The organism is Brenneria izadpanahii (assembly GCF_017569925.1).
GTDB lineage: Bacteria > Pseudomonadota > Gammaproteobacteria > Enterobacterales > Enterobacteriaceae > Brenneria > Brenneria izadpanahii.
Genome location: NZ_CP050854.1, coordinates 223,046 through 249,283, shown reverse-complemented (window position 1 = coordinate 249,283; position 26,238 = coordinate 223,046). Strand labels below are relative to the sequence as shown.

Sequence of the window (26,238 nt, the reverse complement as noted above, 5' to 3'; positions counted from 1 at the left end):
CTTAAATGATTCATAAAACAGCGTTGGGATTATTGTGAAACTGGCAATAAATGCAACGAACCGCGGCTGATATCACGCAATCTCATTGCCGCCTCATCCACGCCTCTAAGGGGAATGGACAGGCTCAACGTCACTTCAGCGCCATAGTCACTATGCAGTATCTGGCCGCCGAGCTGATATATCAGCGATTCAACCTGAGGTAATAGCGCGTAATCACACCGCAAACCATATGCTTTCTGTAATACTTTCTCTTGCAGCGATATCTGCTTCAGCGCCTGCTGAACTCCGCCGCCATAGGCTTTTACCAGCCCGCCGGTACCTAATTGGATCCCGCCATAATAGCGCACAACAACCGCGGTAATTTCGCCGATGCCGCTCCCCATCAACTGCGACAGCATAGGTTTACCGGCGGTACCCGATGGTTCGCCGTCATCAGAAAATCCAAGTTGTTGGGAATCGTCCGGCGCGCCGGCGACATACGCCCAGCAGTGATGCCTCGCAGTGGGATGCTGTTCTCTAGCCTGTTGAACAAACGCTTTCGCCGCGTCAATGCCCTTTGTCGGCGCCAGCAGCGTAATAAAACGGCTTTTCTTAATCTCTTCACTTACGCTGACCGGCGCCGCGGGTATCGGATAGGACTGCATCAGGATAGCTTCTGATCGCGCGTCATATTTTCAACCCGCTGCTCATGGATAACGATATTATCTTCGATACGAATACCGCCAAAAGGTTTTAGCGCATCAATTTTCGTCCAGTCAAAATGCTGGCTGAACCGACCGGCGCGCCAAGGCTCCAGCAGCGAGTCGATAAAATAAATACCCGGCTCAATGGTCAAGACCATCCCAGGCTCCAGTATCCGGGTACAACGCAAATAGGGATATTGGGACGGCGCGGCCAGATGAGTACCCCGATCATCCTGCATAAAACCGGCGACATCATGTACCTGTAACCCAAGGAAATGCCCTAGTCCATGCGGCAGGAACGGCCCGGTCAAGCCATTTTCCACCATGCCTTCTTCGCTGATCCCGTGAACCAGCTGATGAGACTTCAACAGTTTGGCGACGCGCTGATGCATTTGGACATGATAGTCGGTATAGCGCACTCCGACCTGGATCGTATCGATAAGAGCCAGTTGTTCATGATTCAAATCTTTTACCAGTGCGGCAAATGCGTTATCGCTCTGCGAGGAGTAGGTGCGGGTCAGATCGGCCGCATAGCCATTATATTCCGTGCCGGCATCAATCAAAAAACTACGCACATCGGACGGAACCTGATGATCCAACTGGGTATAATGCAATACCGCCGCATGCTCATTCAGCGCCACGATGTTGTCATAAGGCACATCGGTGTCCCGGTGGCCGGTGGCGGTCAGGTAAGCCAGATTGATATCGAATTCGCTCATGCCGGACAGAAAAGCCTCATGCGCGGCACGATGGCCGACAACCGCGGTCTTCTGGGCTTCGCGCATGCAGGCCAACTCATAGTCGGTTTTATAAGCACGATGATAATGCAGATAATCCAACACGCCCTGGGGATTGATATTTTCGGCGGCGATACCCAAAGCCAAGGCGCGCTGCGGAGTGTAGCCGAGATAGGCGACCCGCTGACGCGGCGACGGAAGTAGTTGCCCGATATCATCGGCATTGCGCAAAACCGAGATTTCTACCTCATCGGTCCAGAAACTATCCGGAACGGGCGCGACGTTATGCCAATAATCCACCGGGGAATAGAACCAGAGTTTCGGCGGATTGATACCGTCAACCCATAACCAGCAATTCGGCACCTGAGTTACCGGCACCCAGGCCTTAAACTGCGGATTAACTTTAAAGGGGTAGTCGTGATCGTCCAGGAATACCGTTAATAACTCACCTGAGTGGATCAATAAAGCGTCAAGCTGGTGGCGCGCCAGAATAGCCTGTGTGCGTTGTTGTAACGTAGCCAAATGATGGTGATATAAAGAAGCCAGCTTTTCCATAGATATCCCTGTTTGTCACTACACTGTTTCCCCATTTTAACACAGCCATGATTCAACGGCAGCGTCGGGTACTTTGTGATCTCGTCGGCAAGAAGTTAACCGCAGGTTTGCAAGAAATTAACATTTCAGCCACAATTCAGCCATCTGGTCGTACCAGGAAACGCCTTCTAAATGCGGAGATAGCTATGCTATATCAGGGCGAAACGCTGTATCTCAACTGGCTTGACGACGGCATTGCCGAGTTGGTTTTTGCGGCGCCGGGCTCCGTCAACAAACTGGATACCCGCACGCTAGCCAGTCTGAGTAAGGCATTGGATATTCTGGCGGCGCAACGGGAACTGCAAGGCGTGTTATTGCGTTCGGATAAGCCGGCCTTTATTGTCGGCGCCGATATCACCGAGTTTCTCTCGTTGTTCGCCGCGCCGGCGGACGAACTTGGCGCATGGATAACTTTCGCCAACGGCATTTTTAACCGTCTGGAAGATCTGCCCGTTCCCACGCTTTCCGCTATTAACGGCTATGCGCTGGGGGGCGGCTGCGAATGCGCGTTGGCCACCGATTTTCGCATCGCTACGGCCGATGCCCGCATCGGCTTGCCGGAAACCCGGTTGGGCATCATGCCGGGATTTGGCGGAACGGTACGGCTGCCGCGTCTTCTGGGCGCAGACAGCGCAATGGAAATCATTACCGCCGGTAAAAATATTGACGCGGCGCAAGCGCTAAAAATCGGATTGGTACAGGCGGTGGTCGACAATGAAAAATTAGTCTCCGCCGCCATGCGGATATTGAAACAAGCCATTGCCGGCGAGCTGGAATGGCTGTCTTATCGGCGCGCCAAACTCGAAGCGCTGAAACTCAGCGATATCGAAGCCGCCATGAGTTTTGCCGCCGCCAAGGCCATGGTGTTACAAACGGCGGGCAAACATTACCCGGCTCCCATGACCGCGGTGAAAACCATCGAGGCCGCGGCGACAATGAAGCGGGATGCCGCTCTGGCGCTGGAAACGAAAAACTTCGTGCCGCTGGCTCGTTCAGATTCCGCCCGCGCGCTGGTTGGCGTCTTCCTCAATGAACAGTATGTCAAAGGAAAAGCCAAAAAAATCATCGGCAATATGCAGCCGCCTGCTCAAGCCGCCGTACTGGGGCCGGCATTATGGGCGGCGGTATCGCCTATCAGTCCGCATTCAGCGGCGTGCCGATCCGCATGAAAGATATTGAGGCCCACACCCTCGCACAGGGAATGAATGAAGCGGCGAAACGGCTAAACCAACAGATGACGCGCGGCAAGCTGGATGGCATGAAAATGGCGGAGATCCTGTCCAGGATTCATCCAACGCTGGACTATAGCGGATTTGAGCGCATTGATATTGTCATTGAAGCCGTCGTTGAAAATCCGCAAGTGAAAGCCGGCGTACTGGCGGAGAGCGAATCTCAGGTTAGCGAGCATAGCGTGCTGGCATCAAATACCTCGACCATTCCCATTGCGCGCCTCGCATCATCGCTACAGCGGCCGCAAAACTTCTGCGGCATGCACTTTTTTAATCCGGTTCACCGCATGCCGCTGGTGGAAATCATCCGGGGGCCGCAAACTGACGAAAAAACCATCGCCCATGTCGTGGCTTATGCCGGCAAAATGGGGAAAACCCCGATTGTAGTCAATGACTGCCCGGGGTTTTTCGTTAACCGGGTGCTGTTTCCTTATTTTTCCGCGTTTAACTTGCTGATACGGGACGGCGCCGATTTTCGTGAAATCGACGACATCATGGAGAAACAGTTCGGCTGGCCTATGGGACCGGCCTATTTACTGGATGTGGTCGGCATCGATACCGCACGCCATGCCCAGACGATCATGACCGAAGGATTCCCTCAGCGCATGGGAAAGGACTACCGCAATGCGATTGACGTCCTGTTTGAAAACCAGCGGTTCGGTCAGAAAAATGGACAGGGTTTCTATCGCTACCAGACTGACGGCAATGGGAAAACGCGCAAAGAACAGGACGAACAAGTCGATAGCCTGCTGGCCGCCATCAGCCAGCCGCGAAAAAATTTCAGCGCCGGGGAGATCATCGCGCGGTTGATGGTTCCGATGATTAACGAAGTGGCGCGCTGTCTGGAAGAAGGGATTATCGCTAGCCCGGCGGAAGCGGATATCGCGCTGGTGTATGGCCTCGGTTTTCCTCCATTCCGCGGCGGCGCCTGCCGCTATGTGGATACGCAAGGCTGCGCCCGTTATGTGGAAACGGCGCGGAGCCTGGCCCATCTAGGGCCGATCTATCAGGTTCCCGACGGGCTGAAGCAAAAAGCCGGACACAACGAAAGTTACTATCCCCCCGCTGCGCCGCACGCGGGCATTTATCAAGGGCAACCGGCATAAGGTTAACAGTATGGAAAATGTCGTGATAGTCGATGCCGTGCGAACGCCAATGGGCCGCTCCAAAGGCGGCGTATTCCGTCAGGTTCGGGCCGAAGAGTTGTCCGCCCATCTGATGCGCGGCATTCTCAGCAGAAATCCTGCGCTGGAAGCCAGCGAAATTGACGATATTTACTGGGGTTGCGTGCAGCAAACGCTCGAACAAGGCTTCAATATCGCCCGCAATGCGGCGTTATTAGCCGAAATTCCCGCCGCCGTTCCCGCCACTACCGTTAATCGATTGTGTGGTTCATCCATGCAGGCGCTGCACGATGCGGCCCGTGCGATCATGGTCGGCGATGCGGCGGTCTGTTTAATCGGCGGTGTAGAGCATATGGGACATGTGCCGATGAGCCATGGCGTGGATTTTCATCCGGGGCTTGGCCGCACGGCGGCGAAGGCGGCGAGTATGATGGGACTAACCGCCGAGATGCTGGCTCGCATGCATGATATCAGCCGGGAAATGCAGGATCGGTTTGCCGTGCGTTCTCACCAACGGGCCTATCGGGCAACCCGGTCTGGCGCGTTCCGCCATGAAATTATCCCGACGAACGGCCATAACTCCGAAGGCGTGTTACAACGCATCGACGACGATGAAACTATCCGTGCGGAAACCAGCGAGTCCGCGCTTGCCGCCTTAACACCTGTTTTCGATCCCGTTAACGGCACCGTGACGGCGGGCAGTTCCTCCGCGCTCTCCGATGGCGCCGCAGCGATGCTAATCATGAGCGAATCGCGAGCGGTTTCATTGGGGTTGCCCCTACGAGCGCGGATCCGCGCCATGGCCGTTGTCGGCTGCGAGCCTTCGGTTATGGGATATGGGCCAGTCCCCGCCACGAAGAAAGCCCTAAAGCGCGCCGGGTTGAGTCTTTCAGACATCGGCATGTTTGAATTTAATGAGGCATTCGCGGCTCAGACTCTGCCCTGCATTAAAGATTTAGGGCTGCTGGAAGATATGGATGAAAAGGTCAATCTCAACGGTGGCGCCATCGCGCTCGGCCATCCGTTAGGCTGTTCCGGCGCCCGCATCTCCACCACGCTGATCAATCTGATGGAAAGCCGCGATGTACAGTTTGGCGTAGCGGCCATGTGTATTGGAATGGGCCAGGGGATCGCCACCGTATTTGAGCGCCGGTGATTTTCAGCGCGGCGTTACGCGGCTGCGGTAACGCCAACGATGGCCGCGGCTTTTACCTGTCGATTCTCGTCATGCTTCAGGTTGCCTGTGCGTTGGTTGTGTTACTCGGCGGCGATTCGGTTCGGCAGGCAGAAACTTACCGGCGCCGGCCGCACCCTGTCCGACGGGGTTCGTCAAACGGCTATCGACGGTATCGCGCTGGGCGAACGCTATCACGGCCAGACGCCCAGTCCCTGGGCGTATTCACTGTTCTTACCGGGTTCCTGACGGGCGGCTCAGATGGCTCAGATAAAGGAAAAGGCATCGCCGAACAGACGATCCAGCCGGGCGCCCCGTTCATTGCAGAATCGCTCGCGGGCGATCTTCGCCATCTCGAATCGTCCGGCGATATAGATGTCGTAATCGGCCAGCGAGCCGTAATCTTGCAAAACAGCGCCCAGTACGGTTCCCGTCCTGCCCTGCCAGCCCTCTTCCGGCTGCTCCACCACCGGGACGACCCGCAAATTGGGGTACTGCCCGGCAAGGGATTCCAGTTCCGGCAGATCGTAAAGGTGCTTGTTTTCCCTGCCCCCCCAATAAATCGAGACATCACGTTCCGGTTGCTGGGCCAGCGCCGTCAGCAAAATCGATCGCGCATACGAGAAGCCCGTACCGCCGGCGATTAACACCAGCGGACGATCGCTCTCTTCGCGCAGCCACGCTTCGCCGTACGGGATATCCACCGTAAGCGCTCTCTCTTGCAGTATGCGTTCCATTACCGCCATAGCGTAAAGATTCAGCTCGGAAGCACCAATATGCAGCTCAATAAAACCCGTATCCATCGGCGTGGATGCCATAGAAAAAGGACGCTTATCCCGTTCATCCATCACGACCATCAGATACTGACCAGCACGGAAAGAAAAAGGCGCCTCAGGTAATAAACGAACCCGATAAACCGTATCGGTTATTGCTTCTACCAAAGTCACTTTACAGCTCAATGTCGTCATGCATTCCCTCTGTAGGGTCATTAAAGCAAAACTGGGAACAGAGCAACAGCAGGTTAACGCCGGGGTTCTCTGTCACTGAAAATGGCGAGTTCATCCCATATGGCATCAACGCGCGCGCACACCTGAGGATCTTTTTTAATCGGATGTCCCCACTCGCGTTGTGTTTCGCCTGGCCATTTATTGGTGGCGTCCAGCCCCATTTTGGAACCTAAACCGGAAACCGGCGAGGCAAAATCCAGATAATCTATCGGCGTATTTTCCACTAATACGGTATCTCGCGCCGGATCCATGCGCGTGGTGATCGCCCAGATAACATCTTTCCAGTCACGGGCATTAATGTCATCGTCACAGACAATAACAAATTTGGTGTACATAAACTGCCGTAAAAAAGACCAAACGCCCATCATGACGCGTTTAGCATGACCGGGATATTGCTTCTTCATGGTAACGATCGCCAGACGGTAAGAGCAACCCTCCGGCGGCAAATAAAAGTCGACAATTTCGGGGAATTGCTTTTGCAAAATTGGCACGAAAACCTCATTAAGCGCGACGCCCAATACGGCAGGCTCATCCGGCGGCCGGCCGGTATAAGTGGAGTGATAAATCGCATCGCGCCGCTGTGTTATGTGCGTCACCGTGAAGACCGGAAAACTATCGACTTCATTGTAGTAGCCGGTGTGATCTCCGTAAGGCCCTTCCGGCGCCGTTTCGCCCGGTTCGATATAGCCCTCCAGCACAATTTCCGCGCTGGCGGGGACTTCCAGATCGTTGGACAGACATTTCACGACTTCGGTTTTATGCCCGCGCAGCAGGCCGGCAAATGCATATTCGGACAAAGAATCGGGAACCGGCGTAACCGCAGCCAAAATCGTTGCGGGATCGGCCCCCAACGCAACGGACACCGGGAAGCGCTGCCCCGGATGCTCCTGGCACCACTCCTGAAAATCCAGCGCGCCGCCGCGATGCGACAGCCAGCGCATAATCAGTTTGTTTTTGCCCAATAGTTGCTGGCGATAAATTCCCAGATTCTGACGCTCTTTATGTGGCCCGCGGCTCACAGTCAGACCCCAGGTCACCAGCGGCGCGGCGTCTTCCGGCCAGCAGTGCATTATCGGTATCCGGCTTAAATCGACGTCCTCGCCCTGCCATACCTGCTCCTGACAAGGGGCCGAAGACAGCCGTTTCGTCGGCATATTCAGCACCTGGCGGAATTTAGGCATTTTATCCACCAGATCGCGAAATCCTCTTGGCGGTTCAGGCTCTTTAAGAAACGCCAGCAGTTTACCGACGTCACGCAACGCGCCGACGTCTTCCTGCCCCATTCCCATCGCAACACGTCTTGCCGTGCCGAACAAGTTACACAGCACCGGCATGCCGTAACCTTTCGGGTTTTCAAACAATAGAGCCGGCCCCTCGGCGCGCAAGGTACGGTCGGCGATTTCCGTCATTTCAAGATAGGGATCAATAGGCTGGCTAATACGCTTTAATTCACCCCTCTCTTCCAGCAGCGAGAGGAATTCGCGTAAGTCACGATATTTCATGCTGATCATCGGGGCTGTATGTGGAACTGGTTATTATAAAGTCTCTTCATCAGGCTGTCGCTTCTTAGTCTGGCTATTTATTCTCTGGCGGACAGAATATCCGCCGCCTTGTCAGGCCGTCGCTAGCGGCGTTTAAAATCGTTCCCGCCGATCCTTATGACACTCATCAGCCGCTCTTTTTAGCACGGCGAAAACGATGCGGGAAATTTCTTAAGAAATTTTGTTTATCTTGGCCCGCTTTTGTTATTCTTATCGGCTAGAATCATCACTCTGCGAAATTATGGAAGCTTGGTATCTACTATATTGTAAACGTGGTCAATTACTGCGGGCGAAAGAGCATTTAGAACGCCAGGATGTCGCTTGCCTGAGTCCTATGATTACGTTGGATAAAATCATACGGGGCAAACGTACCGAAGTATGTGAGCCGCTGTTTCCGAACTATCTGTTCGTAGAGTTCGATCCTGAACGAATCCACACAACCACCATCAGCGCCACACGCGGGGTGAGTAATTTTGTGCGCTTCGGCAATTACCCCGCCACGATCCCCCAGCAGGTGATCAATGACCTGTTACAGTATCCGCCGCAGGGCATTACCGATCCGCAAACGCCTCAGCCGGGCGATGAAGTGATGATTACGGACGGAATTTTTACCGGCTTGCAGGCTATCTACACGGAACCGGATGGTGAAACCCGCTCAATGCTATTACTGAATTTGCTGAACAAGCAGGTTCGCCAGAGCATTGATAACCGCCAATTCCAGAAAATGTAATCGTCGGTAACGGCGAAAACCGTTACGCCGAGGCTGAAATCATAGCGACGGATGCGGCGCATTCTTCGGCCGAAAATCATCCTGGAAGCAGCACCGTTCGTACCGTTGATTTTTCCCCCGTCACCCCAACCGGAAAACCCGGCGGGCATTTTCGTCCGTTTTCCGCCCCAGCCATGCGGCATCTTCCTCGCGCCAGGCAGCCACCTGACTGACAATATGAGGGAGAAAACAGGATTCATTACGGCGGGATGCAGGTTTAGGCATTAAATCCCGAGGGAGTAAATAGGGGGCATCGGTTTCCAGCAGCAGCCGATCGCACGGAATATGTTTCAACAGCGAGCGCAACGCAAGCCCACGGCGTTCATCGCAGACCCAGCCGGTAATACCGATCATTAGCCCTGCGGCCAGGCATTCGTCAAGCTCGCGCCGATCGCCGGTAAAACAGTGCACCACCGCCGCCGGCAGCTTATCTAACCAAGGGGCCAGGAGAGCGATAAAACGGGCATGGGCATCACGGCAGTGCAGAAATACGGGCATTGATAACTCTGCCGCCAGCGCCAACTGAGCGTTGAATGCCCGCTCTTGTTGTTCAGGGGATGAAAAGTTGCGGTTGAAATCGAGCCCGCACTCGCCAATAGCGACCACAGAATCCGATTGCGCCAGATGATGAAGCTGCTCGGCGGCTGAATCATCCCAGCGGCTGGCGTCATGCGGGTGAACCCCCGCCGTCGCCCAGCAATAATCTGGGTATTCCGCCGTCAGCGCCAAAGCCTGACGGCTTTCCTCAACATTGGTTCCCGTCACCAACATCCCGCTGACGCCAGCCAGTTTTGCGCGAGCGACAACCTGCTCCCGATCTTTCGCAAACTGAGAGCTGGTTAAGTTGACTCCGATATCGAACATTTGATGACGTATCCGCAGATGACTACGGTGAAGGCTCTTCCGTTTCAGCACGGCGGCCTTTACCTACATAAAACCGAGAGAAAAATACCCCGATCTCAAACAACATATACATGGGGAGAGCCAGCAACGTCTGCGAGAATACATCCGGCGGCGTCAGCAGCATACCGACAACAAAAGCGCCGACCAGCATATAGGGGCGTTTCTTTTTCAGATCTTCCGGCGTTACCACCCCGCTCCAACACAGCAGGACAATCGCGATGGGCACTTCAAACGAAATACCGAACGCCATAAACAGCGCCATGACGAAATCCAGATAGTTATTGATATCGGTCGCAATCAATACGCCCTGGGGCGCTGTTTTGGCAAAAAAGCCGAATGCCAGCGGGAAAACGACGAAATAGGCAAACGCCATACCGGCATAAAACAGCAGGCTGCTGGAAATCAACAGCGGCATCATCAACCGGCGTTCATGTTTGTACAACGCCGGCGCGACAAACGCCCAGACTTGATACAGCACCAACGGCGCTGACACGAACACCGACACAATCATGGTGAGTTTTATCGGCGTGAAAAACGGCGACGCTACATCAGTAGCGATCATACTGGCCCCTGCGGGAAGCTTTTCAATCAGCGGGGCGGAAACCATCTGGTAGATGTCATTAGCAAAGTAAACCAGCGCCACAAACACCACCAGCACACAAATAATACTGTTCAACAACCGCTTACGCAGTTCGATCAGATGACTAATCAGCGGTTGGGTACTATCTTCAGCGGCCATAAACTAACGATCATCACTTGGTTGACGGGCGGAAACAACAGCAGGCTGCTCAGGTTTGGTTTTGTCATCGGAAACCGGTGCGGACGCGATCCGGTTATCCTTCGGTTCCGGTTCAGGATTAGCCGTAGTTGACGGCGGCGTTTTCTCCGCATCAATCACGCCGTCATGAACAGCCTCAGGATCGTTCAACGGTTGATAAGACGGCTGTTCCGCCGTATTTCCCTCGTCCTTGTCCTTGAGCGCCGATTTTTCAGCATAGCTGCGCTTCACCGCTTCGGCCGCGTCTTTAAGCTCGTCCATGGATGCTTTCAGCTCCGGCGACAGGTTTTGCAGGCCGGCTTTTTCCACCTTTTTGAGGCTGTCCTGCAATTCCTGCAGCTTCAGTTCCTGCGACAGCTCATTTTGAACCGTAGAAGCCAGCGAACGCAGCGTCCTAATCCATCCAGCCACTGTTCTTACCGCTACCGGCAAACGTTCTGGCCCAAGGACCACCAAACCAATCACCAAGACTAATAACAGTTCACTAAACCCGATATCGAACACAGATTATACCTGCTCTTTATGCTGGTTCTTTGTTTCATCCTTCTTCGCTTCAGGCTGTTGTTCTGCTATCGACTTAGTCGCAAAATCAGCGTCCTGCTGAGCTTTCTCAGCGGCGGACGGTTGATCGTCACCCATCGCCTTTTTGAAGCCTTTGATGGATGCGCCCAGATCTGAGCCCAATGTTCTCAGCTTGTTGGTACCAAACAGCAATACGACGATTACTGCGATAATCAACAAGTTCCAAATACTAATACCACCCATAACGTTTACCTCTTTCAAAAAGGGGGGGCTGCAAGATTACCCCAGTATAGAAGATAATCTTGCTATGCATTATGATCTGCTTCAACGAGTTCGCCGCCACCCGATAATCCAGGCGACAATCCCTGCGGCCATCAGACCAGAAGGTATGATATCCGCCTCAACGTGACTAACCAGTAACACCGTACCACTAATCAGCAGCGTTGCGCCAATTCCCAGCAAATAACGGGATTGCCCTTGCCGGATATGCTGCGTTCGCAACTCATCCGCGAGTTTATCCACGCTCTGCCGCAATATTCTGTGCTGGCGTAAACCGTCATAAAACAGTTCGGGAATATCCGGCAGTTTTTCCGCCCAGAACGGCGCTTTTTCTTTCAGCGCCCGAATCATAGCCGGCAAGCCGACCTGTTCCTGCAGCCAATTCTCCAGAAATGGTTTGGCCGTTTTCCAGAGATCCAACTGCGGATACAGCTGGCGTCCGATCCCTTCGATATACAGCAGCGTTTTTTGTAAAAGAACCAACTGAGGCTGAACTTCCATATTAAAACGGCGAGCCGTATTGAAGAGGTTCAATAATACATGACCGAATGAAATTTCCGCTAACGGCTTTTCAAAAATAGGCTCGCACACGGTACGGATGGCGAACTCGAAATCTTCAACGTTGGTATCTGCGGGCACCCAGCCTGAATCCACATGCAACTCAGCCACTTTGCGGTAATCCCGGTTGAAGAACGCTATAAAGTTTTCCGCCAGATAGCGTTTATCTTCTTTATTCAGCGACCCCACAATTCCGCAGTCGATGCCAATGTACTGCGGATCTTCCGGGTGTTCATCATTAATGAAGATATTGCCGGGATGCATATCGGCATGAAAGAAACTGTCGCGGAACACCTGAGTAAAGAATACCTGCACCCCGCGCTCCGCCAGCAACTGCATGTTGGTGCCGTTGGCCTTCAAGGTTTCCACGTCGGAAACGGGGATGCCATAGATACGTTCCATCACCAGCATTCTTTCGCTGCAGTAATCCGGGTACACCTCGGGGATGTACAGCATGCGGCTATTTTCAAAGTTGCGGCGCAGCTGAATCGCATTTGCCGCCTCGCGCAGCAGGTTCAGTTCATCAAGCAGCGTTTTCTCATATTCGTGCACGACTTCCCGCGGACGCAGGCGCCGCCCATCCGGCAACAGTCTCGGCAGCCAGCCGGCCAGACGCTTCATCAGGCGGATATCGGCTTTGATCACCGGCAGAATATCAGGCCGGATCACCTTGATTACGATCTCTTTGCCGGTGGTTTTCAGACGTGCGGTATGAACCTGAGCAATGGATGCCGAGGCAAGCGGCTTCACCTCGAAATCGTCAAACCACTCCTCCAGGGGAACGCCGCCCATCGAGAGCTCGATTTGCTTGCGCGCCAGCATGCCGTCGAAGGGATCGACCCGATCTTGCAGCATCGCCAATTGATCGGCGATCGCCGGCGGGAACAAATCTCGCCGCGTCGACATCATCTGGCCAAATTTAATCCATACCGGGCCAAGCTCCTGCAAAGCCAAACGTAAACGCACGCCCAGCGGCATATCGCTATGTCGATTCGGCAACCAAAACAGCAGACGACGGCCAAAACGCAACGGGATCGTTAAACGCATTTTGGGAATGAGCTCATCCAGGCCGTAGCTCAGCAAAACGCGCACGATGTTGTAAAGACGAAGCAGTTCACCGGGCGTCATCGCGGGATCTCCAACTTCGCCAGCCGTTCAGCCAGGTTCTCCGTCGATTTCTCCAATGCGGCGACCTCATCCTGGAACCAGGCGTTTTCCAGTTTACCCGGCGCCAAACGCCACTCTTCCGTCAGCGTTTCGGACAAAACGCGCTGCTGTCGGCACAATATGCGATGAAAAGCGCCCAGCGTTTTTTGCGCCGTTTGGCTTATTCCTTGCGCGACAATGTCCCCCAGATAAGGGGCCAGCCACTCCGCAGGATCAAACTCGGCCAGATCAAGCAGACCGATGAACTGCTGCGCGACCTGGATATCGCCCTCGATGATCAAATCGCCGCTGCGCATCAGAGAAGAGAGATGCTGCCGGTCGCGCAGCTTCATCAGCACCGCTAAACGCGTTTTCAACTGGCAATCGGCACGGTCTTCCCATTGGCTTACCACGTCAAGACGGTGCTCGCTAAAGACAAGCACCAGCGGCACATCCAGTTCAGCCAGTTCGATTTGCAGCGTTTTTCCATGCAGGCGCTGACGCGCTGCCTTCATACTGCGGTCACGAAACAGAAGCTGATTCAACGCCGTTTCCAGCGCGGCTGTCAGCACAGACGTTATCAGCATCGGCATTTCCAATCAGAATTTAAAACCACGATGTAATGCGACAATCCCACCGGTAAGATTGAAATAATTCACGCTATCAAAACCGGCATCAACCATCATTCCTTTCAGCGTTTCCTGATCGGGATGCATGCGGATTGACTCCGCCAGATAGCGATAGCTTCCAGCGTCTCTCGCCACCATCTCCCCGATTCTCGGCAGAACGTGGAACGAATAGACGTCGTAAATTTTACTTAACGGCTTCAGTACCGGTTTGGAGAACTCCAGCACCAGCAGTCGTCCGCCCGGTTTCAATACCCGGTACATGGAACGCAACGCTTTTTCTTTATCGGTGACGTTGCGTAAACCAAAAGAGATGGTGATGCAGTCAAAGGAATCATCCGGGAACGGCAGTTCCTCGGCATTCGCCTGCACATAGCTGACATTATTGATAATGCCTTTGTTGCGTAATTTTTCACGACCGACCTTCAGCATCGAGGCGTTGATATCGGCTAAAACCACTTCTCCTTCATCGCCAACAATGCGGGAGAATTTTGCCGTCAGGTCGCCGGTTCCCCCCGCGACATCCAGCACGCGTTGTCCACGCCGCACGCCGCTGCACTCAATGGTGAATCTTTTCCAGATACGGTGGATGCCGAAAGACATCAGGTCATTCATCAGATCATATTTTGCTGCTACAGAATGAAAAACATCGGCCACCATGACTTCTTTTTCATTCTTGGCGACAGTGCGAAAACCAAAGTCGGTTGTTTTCTCCTGCTCATCTGCCATCTTATCCGCCTACTATTTAGTCAAACATCGAGTCTCTTTATTAATGGGATGAGTGTAACAGACCCGTATAAAAAGCCCACCGCCTAATGCGACGACACCCTCCAGACAACGCGATTATTCTCTGGCGCAACGAAAACGCTTAGCTATTTTTTCTTTCCGAGGCCGGGCTTGGCGAGCCGTCGCCGGCATCCGCCGATAGGGAGGACTCGCTCAACGCGTCCGGGGCGTTTTTTTCGTGCTCGGTCGCCTGCTCCGCCAACGAGGGACTGATTGGACGTTTTACCTCTACGCCCAATGCGCGAAACCCTTCCGCCTGACCAATCAGGTTACCACGCCCGGAAGAGAGCTTGTTCATCGCCTGACGATAACTGCCCTGGGCTTTATCAAGGCATTGGCCCAATGACGCCATATCATCGACGAACAGCCGCATCTTATCGTACAGCCGCGCGGCCCGTTCAGCGATCCGCTGAGCATTGCGGCTCTGCTGCTCATAACGCCACAGATTGTTGATGGTACGCAACGCCACCAGCAACGTTGTGGGACTAACCAGCATAATATTGTGCTTCAACGCTTCGTTGATCAACTCTGGCTGACGATCGATCGCCACCAGAAACGCCGGCTCCACGGGAATAAACATCAGGACATAATCCAGTGAACGCAGCCCCGGCAGTTGCTGGTAGTCTTTGCTCCCCAGCAGGCGAATATGCCCCCGCACCGAGAGCAAGTGATCGTTCAGGGCGGCTAAACGTTCGGCTTCATCATCGCTGTTAAAATAGCGCTCATAGGCCACCAGCGACATCTTGGCGTCAATCACCACATCCTTGCCTTGCGGCAAACGAACGACCACGTCAGGCTGCATACGATTATTTGCGCCGGTCTGCACGCTGACCTGAGTCTCATATTCATACCCTTCACGCAGCCCGGAAGCTTCCAACACGCGGCTCAGCACCACTTCGCCCCAGTTTCCCTGCGTCTTATTGTCCCCCTTCAGGGCGTTGGTCAGGTTGATCGCCTCCCGAGCCATCTGCGCATTGAGCTGTTGCAGATTGCGAATTTCATGCGTCAGCGTATGACGTTCACGGGCTTCGGCGCCGAAGCTATCCTGAACCTGGCGTCTGAATCCATCAAGCTGTTCGCGCAGCGGCATCAACAAGCGATCCAGGCTCTGCCTATTCTGCTCGTCCACTTTACGGCCGCTGTGCTCAAAAATCCGGTTGGCCAGATTTTCAAACTGCGTGGTCAATCGCTGCTCGCTGTTTATCAGCAGGCGTTGCTTCTCTTCGGCGGCCATGCGCGTTTCTTCCAGCCGGATGGTGACTTCCCGCAGTTCGGCCTCCTGCGCGGTATTCACCTCGCGCAACGCGCGCAGTTCCTGATTCAACTGAACGCACTCCTCGCGCAGTTGCGCCAGTTGCTGCTGCTTCTCCAGGCCCGCGGCAAGCTGGCCGTGAACATTACGCAACTCCAACTCGTTCTCGCGTAATCGCTGTTCCGCCTCTTTTTTCGCCTGCTGGCATTCACTCAAAAGCTGCCGGGTTTGCTGTAACGATTGCTCAAGTAAACGTTGTTCCGTTTCATGACGCGACTGCTGCCGCTGGTGCGATAGGCTAACGATAAGCCAACCGGCCAATAAGCCGGCCAGGCCGCCGCCCAATCCATAAACCATGCTGATATCCACTGCGCCTCCACTGGCCACCACTGCTGTCCGTCACGTTAAATTGATACTGTATGGATGTCCAGAGGCAAAATCCGCCTGGAGAAGGATTTGGGGGAAATACGGTGAAAAAAACCAGAAAATGCGGATGTGATTCAGGTTTACAGGCAAATCATGAAAGCCGGAACTCGCGTTATACGCTAAGCCGCCGATGCGTTGATATTGTGATTCGGCCCATCCTTGGGCCTCGCCTCTGCGCGGCCGCCGCGAGCGGCATTTAAATCCGCTCCAGGCGGATTTGTCAGCTCAGACGCTGTTTAGCGTCGCTGATGGCTTTCGCCACCTGCTGAGGCGACACGCCGCCCTGCGCCGCGCGTTTATCCAGACAGGATTGCAAGGACAGGATAGGGTAAACGTCATCGGCGATAACGTCGCTAAACTTCCGTAGCTCCGGCAGCGGCAGCGCTTCCAGCGCTTTCCCCTGGCGAATGGCTTCGACAACCGCTTCGCCGACGATATGGTGCGCCTCCCGGAACGGCACGCCTTTAGCAACCAGATAATCCGCCAGTTCCGTCGCGTTGGCATAGCCCTGCTCGGCGGCTTCCTGACAGCGGGGGCGCTTGACCTGAATGCCTTCCAGCACCAGCGCGGCCATCATCAGGCAGTCGTGCCAGGTATCCAGCGCGTCGAACAGACCTTCTTTGTCTTCCTGCATATCCTTGTTGTACGCCAGCGGCAACCCTTTCAGCGTCACCATCATGCCGGCCAGCGCGCCCTGAACGCGACCGCATTTACCGCGAATCAACTCCAGCGCGTCAGGATTCTTTTTCTGCGGCATTAACGATGAACCGGAGGTCACGCGATCGGACAGCTCGACAAACGCCGCTTCGCCGCTGTTAAAGAAAATCAGGTCTTCAGCGAAACGCGACAGATGCACCATGCCGATAGCGGCGTCGGATAGCAGTTCCAGCACGTGATCGCGATCGGATACCGTATCCAGACTGTTGCGCGTGGCGGAAGCGAAACCCAGCCATCCGGCCAACTGCTCGCGGTCAATAGGATAAGCCGTACCGGCCAGCGCCCCGCAGCCCAACGGGCTGACGTCCAGACGTTTCAGCGTATCTTCCAACCGGCTTTCGTCGCGCGCCAGCATTTCATGATAAGCCAGGCACCAGTGAGCAAACGTTACCGGCTGGGCACGCTGCAAGTGGGTATAGCCCGGCATGACGGCATCCTGGTTCGCTTCCGCCGTGGCGACCAACGCCTGGCGCAGTTGACGCACCGCCAGATGCAGTTCGGCAATCTGCGCTTTGCACCACAGTTTCAGGTCGGTGGCCACCTGATCGTTACGACTACGCCCGGTATGCAGCTTTTTACCCAGATCGCCGACTTTTTCAATCAGGCGCTGCTCAACCCAGCTATGAATATCTTCGGCATCACTTTGCAGGATGATTTCAGGATCGGCCTGAACGTCAGCCAACAGCGCATTCAGCGCTTGCTCCAACTGCTGTTGCTCTTGTTCGCTGAGCACATTGACGGTAACCAACGCTTTTGACCAGCCAATCGAGCCGATGATGTCCTGCTCTGCCAGACGGTAATCAAACCGCAGCGAGTCATTAAACTGTTTAAAACGTTGATCTGCCGCCTGACTGAACCGACCGCCCCACAAAGCCATAACCATTACTCCCAAAATTCAAATAAATGCGGGCATGAAACACTTCATCCCCGGACTCGTAACTCATCGCCATACCGTCGTCCGCCTGCGCGGATACGGCGTTAAATCGACTCTCGTCATGCCGGCCCGCCTACTGCGCGGAGATGACGAAAATGGGCGCCTGCGCGGGAATGGCGCATCCGTAAGCCGAACCGCCGACAGCGAGCCGCCGATGATCCACGCCGCGCCATACCTCAAAACCGACTACGCTAAAATACGCGTACCGATAGCCACGCCGTTGAATAGCGCAGGCAGCTGATCGGCATGACGCCAGCTGGCGATATCCACCGGACGCCCCAGCGTGCGCGCAGCGTCCAGCGCCGCGTTGACCTTAACAATCATCCCATCGGTGATGATACCCTGCGCGATCAGCTGTTCGGCTTTTTCCGCCGTCATTTCCGCAATACGCTGGCCTTTGCCGTCCAGAATACCACTAACGTCGGAAAGCAGGATTAAATCCGCCCCCAGCGTTTCCGCCAGCGCCGTTGCGGCCTGGTCGGCGTTCACGTTCATCAGATCGCCCCGATCGGTCATCCCGATAGAGCTGACAACCGGCAGGTATCCCGCAGACAACAGCGTATTCAGCAATGCGGGCGAGCCCGCCTCCGCCTTACCGACAAAACCCAGCGCTTCGTCCAACTGCGTCACCTTGGTGCTGCCGCCGTCCGCCAGGCACAGGCCAACCGCGTTAATGTCGTGCTTCCTGGCCCACGACAGCAACGTTTTATTCGCCGAACCGGCCAACGCGCCGGTAATAATGTCGATCTGATCGGCGGGAGTCACGCGCAGGCCGTTTTTCTTCACCACCGGCAACGATAGTTTTTTCATCAGATCGTCAACCAGGCATCCGCCGCCGTGCACAATCACAAGCGGGCGCTGATGTTGCTGGCGATAGGTAACCAGCGCCGTAAAGAGGCGCTCCAACGCTTCTTCGCTATCCAGTAAAACGCCACCTAGCTTGATAATTAACGGATTCATTGTTCTCTTCGCGCCTCAGAATGGTAAATGGTAATCAAAGTAAAGACTATGTAACGGCTTAACCGGCAAATCGGAGATATCCTTCAGTTGCCGATGCAAATCGGAAATCAATTTTCCCGCATCTACGCTTTGCGTAGAAACGGCTAAAGCGGTTATGTTCATTTGCGGGCGACAGCCAAGATAGCGGGTCAGCTCGGCGCCCAGACGGCCGCAGGCGCCAACAATCAACCTATTCAATATGGGATACTCTATACCTTAACTTATCAACGAAATCGGTAACAGGGTCCGCCAGCGTCATAACGCTGTTCGCCCGCGAAGCTAAGCGACGTGATGAATTCATCACCAAAAGTATCTTATGGTTTCCTTTCTCTTAGCGTTATTGTATTTTTATTCAAAATAAATGCATGAATATTGATACTATCCTAACCAGAGGCTGTCAACCGTGAAGATGAATTTACCCCCTTTTCTTGAGCTATACCGGGCGCTAATCGCAACGCCGTCCATCAGCGCGACCGACAGTACGCTCGATCAAAGTAATCAGGCGTTAATCAATCTGCTGTCCGGCTGGTTCACTGATTTGGGCTTTCATGTTGAAGTTCAGCCAGTACCCGGCACCAGAAACAAATTTAATATGCTGGCCAGAATCGGGGAAGGCAAAGGCGGCTTATTACTGGCGGGACATACGGATACCGTACCGTTCGACGACGGTCGCTGGACGCGCGATCCCTTCACGCTGACCGAGCACGATAACAAGCTGTATGGTCTGGGAACCGCCGATATGAAAGGATTCTTTGCGTTTATTCTTGATACGCTGCGCGACATCGATCCAGGCAAACTGACCAAGCCGCTATATATTCTCGCCACCGCGGATGAAGAGACCACCATGGCCGGCGCCAAATATTTTGCCGCATCCGCGCAGGTCAGGCCGGACTGCGCCATTATCGGCGAACCGACGTCGCTGCGGCCGGTGCGCGCCCATAAGGGCCATATGTCCAGCGCGATCCGGATTCAGGGCCAGTCCGGGCATTCCAGCGATCCGTCGCGCGGCGTGAACGCGATTGAACTGATGCACGATGCGATCTCCCATCTGCTGGTACTGCGCAAAACGCTGCAGGAGCGCTATCACAACGCGGCGTTCGATATCCCCTACCCGACTATGAATCTGGGCCATATCCACGGCGGCGACGCGCCGAACCGAATCTGCGCCTGCTGCGAGCTGCATATGGATATCCGCCCGCTGCCGGGACTGACGCTCAGCGATCTGAACGGCTTGCTGTCGCAAGCGCTGGCGCCGGTCAGCCAGCGCTGGCCGGGCCGCCTGACGATCGGCGAACTGCACCCGCCGATCCCCGGCTACGAATGTCCGGCGGATCATCATTTAGTCTCGGTAGTGGAAAAACTGCTGGGCGCGCAAACCGAAGTCGTCAATTACTGCACCGAAGCGCCGTTTATTCAGGGGCTCTGCCCGACGCTGGTTCTGGGGCCGGGATCGATCGATCAGGCGCATCAGCCAGACGAATTTCTTGATACCGCCTTTATCAAACCGACGAGAGAACTGATTTCTCAGATGATTAAACATTTCTGTCTCCCTTAAAAAGATGGCCGCGGGCATCACGCCCGCTTTCGCCGCCAAATAAGCACATCTAATATCGGGTCATCTGTAATTAAATTTCACCGATTGCCAAATCTACATCAATGCGGGTAAAAAGATCCGCGGTATAAAAGAACAACGAGGGCAAAGAATCGTCAATTGACGAATCAACCTCGTCGTGGCTAGATGAAAGGAGCGTAGTACGTCTTTCTGGTGAAATAAACTTACAAAAAATTTTAGAGATGGGTCAGGGTATATATGAAAGAGCAATATTCAGCAATGCGAAGTAACGTCAGCATGCTAGGTAAGCTACTTGGCGATACTATCAAGGAAGCGCTGGGTGAGAACATACTTGATAAGGTAGAAAGGATTCGTAAATTATCAAAGTCCTCCCGAGCGGGCAGTGAAAAGCACCGACAGGAACTGCTGAACACACTACAAAACCTGTCCAATGACGAGCTACTGCCGGTAGCCCGCGCATTTAGTCAATTTCTTAACTTAACCAATACCGCTGAGCAATATCACACGATCTCCCCGCACGGTGAAGCCGCCAGCAACCCGGAGATACTCTCCAAAACTTTCGACCGCTTAAAAACAACCAAAGGTCTAACGGAAAAAGACATTCGTAATGCCGTCGAATCGCTTTCCATCGAGCTGGTATTGACCGCGCACCCCACCGAGATTACCCGCCGTACCCTGATCCACAAGCTGGTTGAAGTAAACACCTGTCTGAAACAGCTCGACCATGACGATCTGGCCGATTATGAACGTAACCAGATTATGCGCCGCCTGCGCCAGTTGATCGCACAATCCTGGCATACCGACGAAATTCGTAAAATCCGTCCGACGCCGATAGAAGAAGCCAAATGGGGTTTTGCCGTCGTCGAGAACAGCCTTTGGGAAGGCGTGCCCGCCTTTTTGCGCGAGCTGGATGAACTGCTTGAAAAGTCTTTCGGTTATCGTCTGCCCGTGGAAGCCGTGCCGGTGCGTTTTACCTCATGGATGGGCGGAGACCGCGACGGCAACCCGAACGTGACGGCCGAGGTGACTCGCCGGGTGCTATTGCTCAGCCGTTGGAAAGCGGCCGATCTGTTCCTGCAAGATATTCAGTTCCTGGTATCGGAATTGTCGATGTCGGAATGTACGCCGGAATTACGCAAACTGGCCGGCGGCGACGAGGTTCAAGAACCGTACCGCGCCATCATGAAATCATTACGCGCGCAGTTGAATAGCACGCTGGCTTATCTGGATGCCCGTCTCAAAGGCGGAGAACTGCTGGCGCCGAAAGATCTGCTGGTCAGCAATGAACAATTGTGGGAGCCGCTGTTCGCATGTTACCAGTCGCTGCATGCCTGCGGCATGGGCATCATCGCCGACGGCCAACTGCTGGATACGCTGCGCCGCGTGCGCTGCTTCGGCGTACCGCTGGTGCGCATCGACGTTCGTCAGGAAAGCACCAATCACAGCGAGGCGCTGGCGGAAATCACCCGTTACCTGGGTCTAGGCGACTATGAAAGCTGGTCCGAGTCCGACAAACAGGCCTTCCTGATCCGTGAATTAAGCTCCAAACGTCCGCTGCTGCCGCGCCAGTGGGAACCCAGCGCCGAAACCAAAGAGGTGATCGACACCTGTAAAGTGATAGCCAAAGCGCCCGCCGGTTCGATCGCCACCTATGTCATTTCCATGGCGCGTACGCCTTCCGACGTGCTGGCGGTGCACTTGCTGCTGAAAGAAGCGGGCTGCCCCTTTACATTACCGGTTGTTCCGCTGTTTGAAACGCTGGAAGACTTGAACAATGCCGACGATGTGATGACCCAGTTGCTGAACATCGACTGGTATCGCGGCGTTATTCAGGGCAAGCAGATGGTTATGATCGGCTATTCCGACTCGGCGAAAGACGCCGGCGTGATGGCCGCTTCCTGGGCGCAGTACCGCGCGCAGGACGCGCTGATTAAAACCTGCGAAAAAGCCGGCATCGCGCTGACGCTGTTTCACGGACGCGGCGGCTCAATCGGCCGCGGCGGCGCGCCGGCCCACGCCGCCCTATTGTCACAACCGCCGGGCAGCCTGAAAGGCGGCCTACGCGTGACCGAGCAGGGCGAGATGATCCGCTTTAAATTCGGTCTGCCGGAAGTCACCATCAGCAGTCTGGCGCTTTACACCGGCGCCATTCTGGAAGCCAATCTGCTGCCGCCGCCGGAGCCGGAGCAGGAATGGATAGAGGTGATGGATGAATTATCTCGCGTATCCTGCGATATGTATCGCGGGTACGTGCGTGAAAATCCTGACTTTGTTCCCTATTTCCGCTCCGCCACGCCGGAACTGGAACTGGGTAAATTGCCGTTAGGCTCGCGCCCGGCGAAACGTCGTCCTACCGGCGGCGTAGAAAGCCTGCGCGCCATTCCGTGGATTTTCGCCTGGACGCAGAACCGTCTGATGCTGCCGGCCTGGCTTGGCGCTGGCGCCGCGCTGCAAAAAGTCGTGGACGACGGCAAGCAGACGCAGTTGGAAGCCATGTGCCGCAACTGGCCGTTTTTCTCCACTCGTATCGGGATGCTGGAAATGGTGTTTTCCAAAGCGGATTTGTGGCTGGCTGAATACTATGATCAACGCCTGGTGGACAAAAAGCTATGGCCGCTGGGAAAACAGCTGCGTGAACAGCTAGCCGCCGATATCCATGTGGTGCTGACGATCGCCAATGACGATCACTTGATGGAAGATCTGCCGTGGATCGCAGAATCGATTGCATTGCGTAACGTTTATACTGACCCGTTGAACGTCCTGCAGGCTGAACTGCTGCACCGTTCACGCCAGCGGGAAGAGCCGGATCCGGAAGTGGAACTGGCGCTGATGGTGACTATCGCGGGCGTGGCCGCCGGTATGCGCAACACCGGCTAATCGCTAAAAGCCAGACGAAGGAACGACAAAGGCCGGTTAATATGACCGGCCTTGCTCATTACCTCTCCCGGCGGCGCGTTTATCATCACGCCAGATACTTATCCTGCAGAAACTGACGAGCGCGATTGTCCAGTCCATACTCCGTGTCCAGCCAGCCATCGACCGAACCATAACGCGCCTTAATCGCCCGCAATGCCGTGACGATAAATTCCTCCTGTACCGACAGCACATAGGCAAACTGCGTCAACGCTTTCTCATTCAGCGTTTTTGACAGGTCGGCCAATAATTGCTGACGGAATGGCGTCAGCGTGGTTTCGGTCAGCAGGTAATCTTCAATGACCGTTTGCTCATCCGCCCCCAGCGCAAACATTACCAGCGCGGAGCCGATCCCCGTGCGATCTTTCCCCACGGCGCAGTGCTGCACCAGCGCGCCATCATCCTCCTGAAGCAGCAGCGCCACCAATTGGCGGTAAGCGGAATTATCGAAAGGCAGCAGGCTATAGAGCTTCAACATGAAAGCCCGTGAATCAAAAGCAGACAGCACTTCCGAGCCTAAAGAATCCAGGTTCGCCGTAACTTCATGACGTAAAGGATTAGCCGGAAAGGCGTGATAGTTCGCGCCGGACCACAAGATATCGGGTTTGAGCGCGATTTCGTCATCATCCCGGAAATCGACTATCTGTGAAACCGGAACCCCGGCCAGGCGTTCGCAGTCCGCCGGGCTTAACATATCCAACGAACCGGAGCGGAACAATTTGCCGTGGCGGATAAGCCTGCCGTCCGCCGCGCGATTCCCGCCCAGATCGCGGAAATTAATCCCGCCATCCAGTGGAACCAGGGAAGGATGGAGTAACGTTGGTTCGGTCATAAATCTCCTTGCGATTGTCATCTTCTATAAAAGGCGAGTGGGGAAATAGGCGGGTAACGCCGCCCGCCGGCCCGCAATGCCGTCATCAAATCGGTTCTGGAATTTATGCTGCGGCCAGCAACCGTCGCGTGGCGTCCAGCAACACCTTAACGACTGTCGTTTCAGCCTGCTTCATTGCCTCAACATCGGGGATCTCCTGCTGGGTGCGATTAACAATCACCCCCGCGATCATCCCCGCGCGCAATCCCTGGCTGGCGCACATCGTCAGCAACGTGGCCGATTCCATTTCATAGTTCAACACCCCCATACTCTGCCATTCTTCCATTGAGCCTTGGAAACGACGGACTACGCGGCCAGAAAACGTATCATAACGCTCTTGTCCGGGATAAAAGGTGTCGGATGAAGCGGTCACGCCGACATGAAGCGCCACGCCGGCGGCTTTCGCCGCTTCGACCAGCGCGGTAGTGCAGGTAAAATCAGCCACCGCCGGGAACTCCATCGGCGCGAAATGCAGGCTTGCGCCATCGAGACGCACCGCCGCCGTGGTGACCAGCACATCGCCCACATTGATATCCGGCTGAATAGCGCCGGTCGTGCCCACCCGCAGGAAGGTACGGATACCAAGCTGGGCCAGTTCCTCTACCGCAATGGAGGTTGACGGCCCGCCAATGCCGGTGGAGCACACTATCACCGCCTTTCCGTCCACTTCGGCGCGCCAGGAGGTGAATTCACGGTGCGACGCCAGATGTACCGCGTTATCCATCAGTTGAGCTATTTTTTCGACGCGCGCAGGATCGCCGGGCACGATCGCCAACGCGGCGCCCTGCAAATCATTTTTTGTCAGACCGAGATGGAACACATCAGATTTAGACATAAACGCCTCCCAGGCGATGATGAGTAATCAGAGGAAGAAAAAAAACATCGGGCGAATTTTTAAACGCTGTATAACCGCGGTCTCGGGGAATGACGAGTAGAGAAAATCCGCTATAGCCAAGACTCTATCGTATTACAACCGTCATTTTTGTGAATGCAATCACCAGCAAAAAAGAAATAAAGATTATCGATACATCAAAAATATGACTCATGTCACAAATCAAGCCACCCCAAATTCATTTCCCCCGTCGATAGTCTAATGACAAAAACATTCTCGACGACCTTCTTTCTTCTACCTGACGGTTGTTTAGCCTTTTTATTGTAGATTCTTTAATCGTTGATACTATTTGTCATAGGCGCGAAACCTGACATTACTATGACATTGGCAAATCCAATTGAGGAGACCGCAATGAATACTGATGAGCAAACGATCCTCAGACACATACCGCAGGGATTGACTTCGGCGGTAGCAGCGCAAGCCTCTTCAACCATAAATACGGATACTACCGGCATCATTGCCAGCGAAACGACCGTACTGTCCCAGGGGGAACAGTTACCGGCCTATTTTGCTAAACCGGCCAATCAAAACGAGCCGTTTCCCATCGTATTGGTGGTGCAGGAAATTTTCGGCGTTCACCATTATATTCAGGATCTGTGCCGCAGGCTGGCTAAACAAGGCTATATGGCTATCGCTCCCGAATTGTATTTCCGTCAGGGCGATCCTCATCAATATCATGATATTAAACAGATTATCGCCGAACTGGTGAGCAAAGTACCCGATGCCCAGGTACTATCGGATCTTGATCACAGCGCGAACTGGGCCATTAAACACGGCGGGGATGCCAGTAAACTCGCCATTACCGGCTTCTGCTGGGGAGGCCGGATCAGCTGGCTTTACGCCGCCCATAATCCGCAGTTGAAAGCGGCGGCGGCCTGGTACGGCAAATTCACCGCGCCCAAAACGATAAATAATCCCAAGCATCCGCTAGATATCGCCACGGAACTCAATGCGCCGGTTCTGGGGTTATACGGCGCCCAGGACGACAGCATTCCGCTGGAACAGATAGATAAGATGCGTCAGGCGTTGCGCGCCGCCAATGCCAACGCGGAGATCGTCGTCTACCCGGATGCGGGACACGCCTTCCATGCCGACTATCGCCCCAGCTATCATGCCGAATCGGCGCAGGATGGCTGGCAGCGGATGCTGGCGTGGTTTAAAAAATATGAAGTGTGCTGAAATGGAGTCAGGGAGGCTTGCGCCCC

General features: G+C 54.6%; 22 protein-coding genes and 2 pseudogenes. 7 read left to right on the top strand and 17 right to left on the bottom strand.

Annotated elements, in window-relative coordinates; all coding sequences use genetic code 11:
• Positions 1–29: 29 nt before the first annotated feature.
• Entirely contained in the window at positions 30–644 is a 615-nt protein-coding gene (locus HC231_RS01120) for an IMPACT family protein (RefSeq protein ID WP_208229362.1), read from the bottom strand.
• Positions 644–1,975: a Xaa-Pro dipeptidase gene (gene pepQ / locus HC231_RS01115; RefSeq protein ID WP_208229361.1), complete on the bottom strand. Its 1,332-nt coding sequence runs from the start codon at positions 1,973–1,975 to the stop codon at positions 644–646. The genes HC231_RS01120 and pepQ overlap by 1 nt, the downstream gene beginning before the upstream one ends.
• Positions 1,976–2,160: 185 nt before the next feature.
• On the opposite strand from pepQ, the pseudogene fadB reads away from it, so the two are divergent.
• The 3 genes and pseudogenes from fadB to HC231_RS01100 all read left to right on the top strand — a co-directional run bounded on the left by fadB (position 2,161) and on the right by HC231_RS01100 (position 5,790).
• A pseudogene (gene fadB, locus HC231_RS01110) lies at positions 2,161–4,349 on the top strand (fatty acid oxidation complex subunit alpha FadB).
• A gap of 10 nt (positions 4,350–4,359) precedes the next feature.
• Positions 4,360–5,523: an acetyl-CoA C-acyltransferase FadA gene (gene fadA, locus HC231_RS01105; protein ID WP_208229360.1), complete on the top strand. Its 1,164-nt coding sequence runs from the start codon at positions 4,360–4,362 to the stop codon at positions 5,521–5,523.
• Positions 5,524–5,610: 87 nt separating this feature from the next.
• Complete coding sequence (locus HC231_RS01100; protein ID WP_208229359.1) at positions 5,611–5,790, top strand: hypothetical protein; 180 nt, start codon at positions 5,611–5,613, stop codon at positions 5,788–5,790.
• A 17-nt stretch (positions 5,791–5,807) separates the two neighbouring features.
• Here the strand turns inward: HC231_RS01100 and fre are convergent, their stop codons facing one another.
• A complete protein-coding gene (gene fre / locus HC231_RS01095) occupies positions 5,808–6,509 on the bottom strand; it encodes an NAD(P)H-flavin reductase (protein WP_208229358.1) in 702 nt (233 codons plus the stop codon).
• A 53-nt stretch (positions 6,510–6,562) separates the two neighbouring features.
• Entirely contained in the window at positions 6,563–8,059 is a 1,497-nt protein-coding gene (gene ubiD / locus HC231_RS01090) for a 4-hydroxy-3-polyprenylbenzoate decarboxylase (RefSeq protein ID WP_208229357.1), read from the bottom strand.
• Between the two features lie 271 nt (positions 8,060–8,330).
• Between ubiD and rfaH the strand changes: the two genes are divergently transcribed.
• The gene (gene rfaH / locus HC231_RS01085; RefSeq protein ID WP_208229356.1) at positions 8,331–8,819 is read left to right on the top strand and encodes a transcription/translation regulatory transformer protein RfaH; all 489 of its coding nucleotides are present in this window, start codon (positions 8,331–8,333) and stop codon (positions 8,817–8,819) included.
• A gap of 120 nt (positions 8,820–8,939) precedes the next feature.
• Here the strand turns inward: rfaH and tatD are convergent, their stop codons facing one another.
• The 11 genes and pseudogenes from tatD to HC231_RS01030 all read right to left on the bottom strand — a co-directional run.
• On the bottom strand, positions 8,940–9,722 hold the full coding sequence (gene tatD / locus HC231_RS01080; RefSeq protein WP_208229355.1) for a 3'-5' ssDNA/RNA exonuclease TatD: 783 nt from the start codon (positions 9,720–9,722) through the stop codon (positions 8,940–8,942).
• 22 nt (positions 9,723–9,744) lie between these two features.
• Positions 9,745–10,500, bottom strand: coding sequence for a Sec-independent protein translocase subunit TatC (tatC, locus tag HC231_RS01075; RefSeq protein ID WP_208229354.1), 756 nt, complete (start codon positions 10,498–10,500; stop codon positions 9,745–9,747).
• Positions 10,501–10,503: 3 nt separating this feature from the next.
• A complete protein-coding gene (gene tatB, locus HC231_RS01070) occupies positions 10,504–11,043 on the bottom strand; it encodes a Sec-independent protein translocase protein TatB (RefSeq protein ID WP_208229352.1) in 540 nt (179 codons plus the stop codon).
• Positions 11,044–11,046: 3 nt separating this feature from the next.
• Positions 11,047–11,304, bottom strand: coding sequence for a Sec-independent protein translocase subunit TatA (tatA, locus tag HC231_RS01065; RefSeq protein WP_208229351.1), 258 nt, complete (start codon positions 11,302–11,304; stop codon positions 11,047–11,049).
• 81 nt (positions 11,305–11,385) lie between these two features.
• Positions 11,386–13,026: a ubiquinone biosynthesis regulatory protein kinase UbiB gene (gene ubiB, locus HC231_RS01060; RefSeq protein ID WP_208229350.1), complete on the bottom strand. Its 1,641-nt coding sequence runs from the start codon at positions 13,024–13,026 to the stop codon at positions 11,386–11,388.
• The gene (gene ubiJ, locus HC231_RS01055) at positions 13,023–13,631 is read right to left on the bottom strand and encodes a ubiquinone biosynthesis protein UbiJ (protein WP_208229349.1); all 609 of its coding nucleotides are present in this window, start codon (positions 13,629–13,631) and stop codon (positions 13,023–13,025) included. Before ubiJ ends, ubiB begins: the two co-directional genes overlap by 4 nt.
• A gap of 12 nt (positions 13,632–13,643) precedes the next feature.
• Positions 13,644–14,399: a bifunctional demethylmenaquinone methyltransferase/2-methoxy-6-polyprenyl-1,4-benzoquinol methylase UbiE gene (gene ubiE, locus HC231_RS01050; protein ID WP_208229348.1), complete on the bottom strand. Its 756-nt coding sequence runs from the start codon at positions 14,397–14,399 to the stop codon at positions 13,644–13,646.
• Positions 14,400–14,538: 139 nt separating this feature from the next.
• Entirely contained in the window at positions 14,539–16,077 is a 1,539-nt protein-coding gene (gene rmuC, locus HC231_RS01045) for a DNA recombination protein RmuC (RefSeq protein WP_208229347.1), read from the bottom strand.
• A 277-nt stretch (positions 16,078–16,354) separates the two neighbouring features.
• A complete protein-coding gene (gene argH / locus HC231_RS01040; RefSeq protein ID WP_208229346.1) occupies positions 16,355–17,728 on the bottom strand; it encodes an argininosuccinate lyase in 1,374 nt (457 codons plus the stop codon).
• Between the two features lie 243 nt (positions 17,729–17,971).
• The gene (gene argB / locus HC231_RS01035; RefSeq protein ID WP_208229345.1) at positions 17,972–18,745 is read right to left on the bottom strand and encodes an acetylglutamate kinase; all 774 of its coding nucleotides are present in this window, start codon (positions 18,743–18,745) and stop codon (positions 17,972–17,974) included.
• Positions 18,746–18,796: 51 nt separating this feature from the next.
• Positions 18,797–18,985 (bottom strand): annotated as a pseudogene (locus HC231_RS01030) (N-acetyl-gamma-glutamyl-phosphate reductase); the annotation flags it as partial.
• A gap of 202 nt (positions 18,986–19,187) precedes the next feature.
• Here HC231_RS01030 and argE point away from each other — a divergent pair.
• Both argE and ppc read left to right on the top strand, forming a co-directional pair.
• On the top strand, positions 19,188–20,339 hold the full coding sequence (gene argE / locus HC231_RS01025) for an acetylornithine deacetylase (RefSeq protein ID WP_208229344.1): 1,152 nt from the start codon (positions 19,188–19,190) through the stop codon (positions 20,337–20,339).
• Between the two features lie 255 nt (positions 20,340–20,594).
• A complete protein-coding gene (ppc, locus tag HC231_RS01020; protein ID WP_208229343.1) occupies positions 20,595–23,234 on the top strand; it encodes a phosphoenolpyruvate carboxylase in 2,640 nt (879 codons plus the stop codon).
• Between the two features lie 85 nt (positions 23,235–23,319).
• Here ppc and HC231_RS01015 read toward each other — a convergent pair whose 3' ends face one another.
• Together HC231_RS01015 and udp are read right to left on the bottom strand one after the other, a co-directional pair.
• Positions 23,320–24,102: a tyrosine-protein phosphatase gene (locus HC231_RS01015; protein ID WP_208229342.1), complete on the bottom strand. Its 783-nt coding sequence runs from the start codon at positions 24,100–24,102 to the stop codon at positions 23,320–23,322.
• Positions 24,103–24,205: 103 nt separating this feature from the next.
• A complete protein-coding gene (gene udp / locus HC231_RS01010) occupies positions 24,206–24,976 on the bottom strand; it encodes a uridine phosphorylase (protein WP_208229341.1) in 771 nt (256 codons plus the stop codon).
• 408 nt (positions 24,977–25,384) lie between these two features.
• Here udp and HC231_RS01005 point away from each other — a divergent pair, with 408 nt between their 5' ends.
• The gene (locus tag HC231_RS01005) at positions 25,385–26,212 is read left to right on the top strand and encodes a dienelactone hydrolase family protein (RefSeq protein ID WP_208229340.1); all 828 of its coding nucleotides are present in this window, start codon (positions 25,385–25,387) and stop codon (positions 26,210–26,212) included.
• The last annotated feature ends 26 nt before the right edge of the window (positions 26,213–26,238 follow it).

What these genes read in the sequence shown, in the direction of transcription:
- ppc (WP_208229343.1), top strand. Translation starts at nt 20,595, where the DNA reads ATGAAAGAGCAATATTCAGCAATGCGAAGTAACGTCAGCATGCTAGGT.
- fre (WP_208229358.1), bottom strand. Translation starts at nt 6,509, where the DNA reads ATGACGACATTGAGCTGTAAAGTGACTTTGGTAGAAGCAATAACCGAT.
- rfaH (WP_208229356.1), top strand. Translation starts at nt 8,331, where the DNA reads ATGGAAGCTTGGTATCTACTATATTGTAAACGTGGTCAATTACTGCGG.
- ubiJ (WP_208229349.1), bottom strand. Translation starts at nt 13,631, where the DNA reads ATGCTGATAACGTCTGTGCTGACAGCCGCGCTGGAAACGGCGTTGAAT.
- tatA (WP_208229351.1), bottom strand. Translation starts at nt 11,304, where the DNA reads ATGGGTGGTATTAGTATTTGGAACTTGTTGATTATCGCAGTAATCGTC.
- udp (WP_208229341.1), bottom strand. Translation starts at nt 24,976, where the DNA reads ATGTCTAAATCTGATGTGTTCCATCTCGGTCTGACAAAAAATGATTTG.
- HC231_RS01120 (WP_208229362.1), bottom strand. Translation starts at nt 644, where the DNA reads ATGCAGTCCTATCCGATACCCGCGGCGCCGGTCAGCGTAAGTGAAGAG.
- HC231_RS01015 (WP_208229342.1), bottom strand. Translation starts at nt 24,102, where the DNA reads ATGACCGAACCAACGTTACTCCATCCTTCCCTGGTTCCACTGGATGGC.
- pepQ (WP_208229361.1), bottom strand. Translation starts at nt 1,975, where the DNA reads ATGGAAAAGCTGGCTTCTTTATATCACCATCATTTGGCTACGTTACAA.
- argB (WP_208229345.1), bottom strand. Translation starts at nt 18,745, where the DNA reads ATGAATCCGTTAATTATCAAGCTAGGTGGCGTTTTACTGGATAGCGAA.
- ubiD (WP_208229357.1), bottom strand. Translation starts at nt 8,059, where the DNA reads ATGATCAGCATGAAATATCGTGACTTACGCGAATTCCTCTCGCTGCTG.
- argH (WP_208229346.1), bottom strand. Translation starts at nt 17,728, where the DNA reads ATGGCTTTGTGGGGCGGTCGGTTCAGTCAGGCGGCAGATCAACGTTTT.
- HC231_RS01005 (WP_208229340.1), top strand. Translation starts at nt 25,385, where the DNA reads ATGAATACTGATGAGCAAACGATCCTCAGACACATACCGCAGGGATTG.
- fadA (WP_208229360.1), top strand. Translation starts at nt 4,360, where the DNA reads ATGGAAAATGTCGTGATAGTCGATGCCGTGCGAACGCCAATGGGCCGC.
- ubiB (WP_208229350.1), bottom strand. Translation starts at nt 13,026, where the DNA reads ATGACGCCCGGTGAACTGCTTCGTCTTTACAACATCGTGCGCGTTTTG.
- tatD (WP_208229355.1), bottom strand. Translation starts at nt 9,722, where the DNA reads ATGTTCGATATCGGAGTCAACTTAACCAGCTCTCAGTTTGCGAAAGAT.
- tatC (WP_208229354.1), bottom strand. Translation starts at nt 10,500, where the DNA reads ATGGCCGCTGAAGATAGTACCCAACCGCTGATTAGTCATCTGATCGAA.
- ubiE (WP_208229348.1), bottom strand. Translation starts at nt 14,399, where the DNA reads ATGGCAGATGAGCAGGAGAAAACAACCGACTTTGGTTTTCGCACTGTC.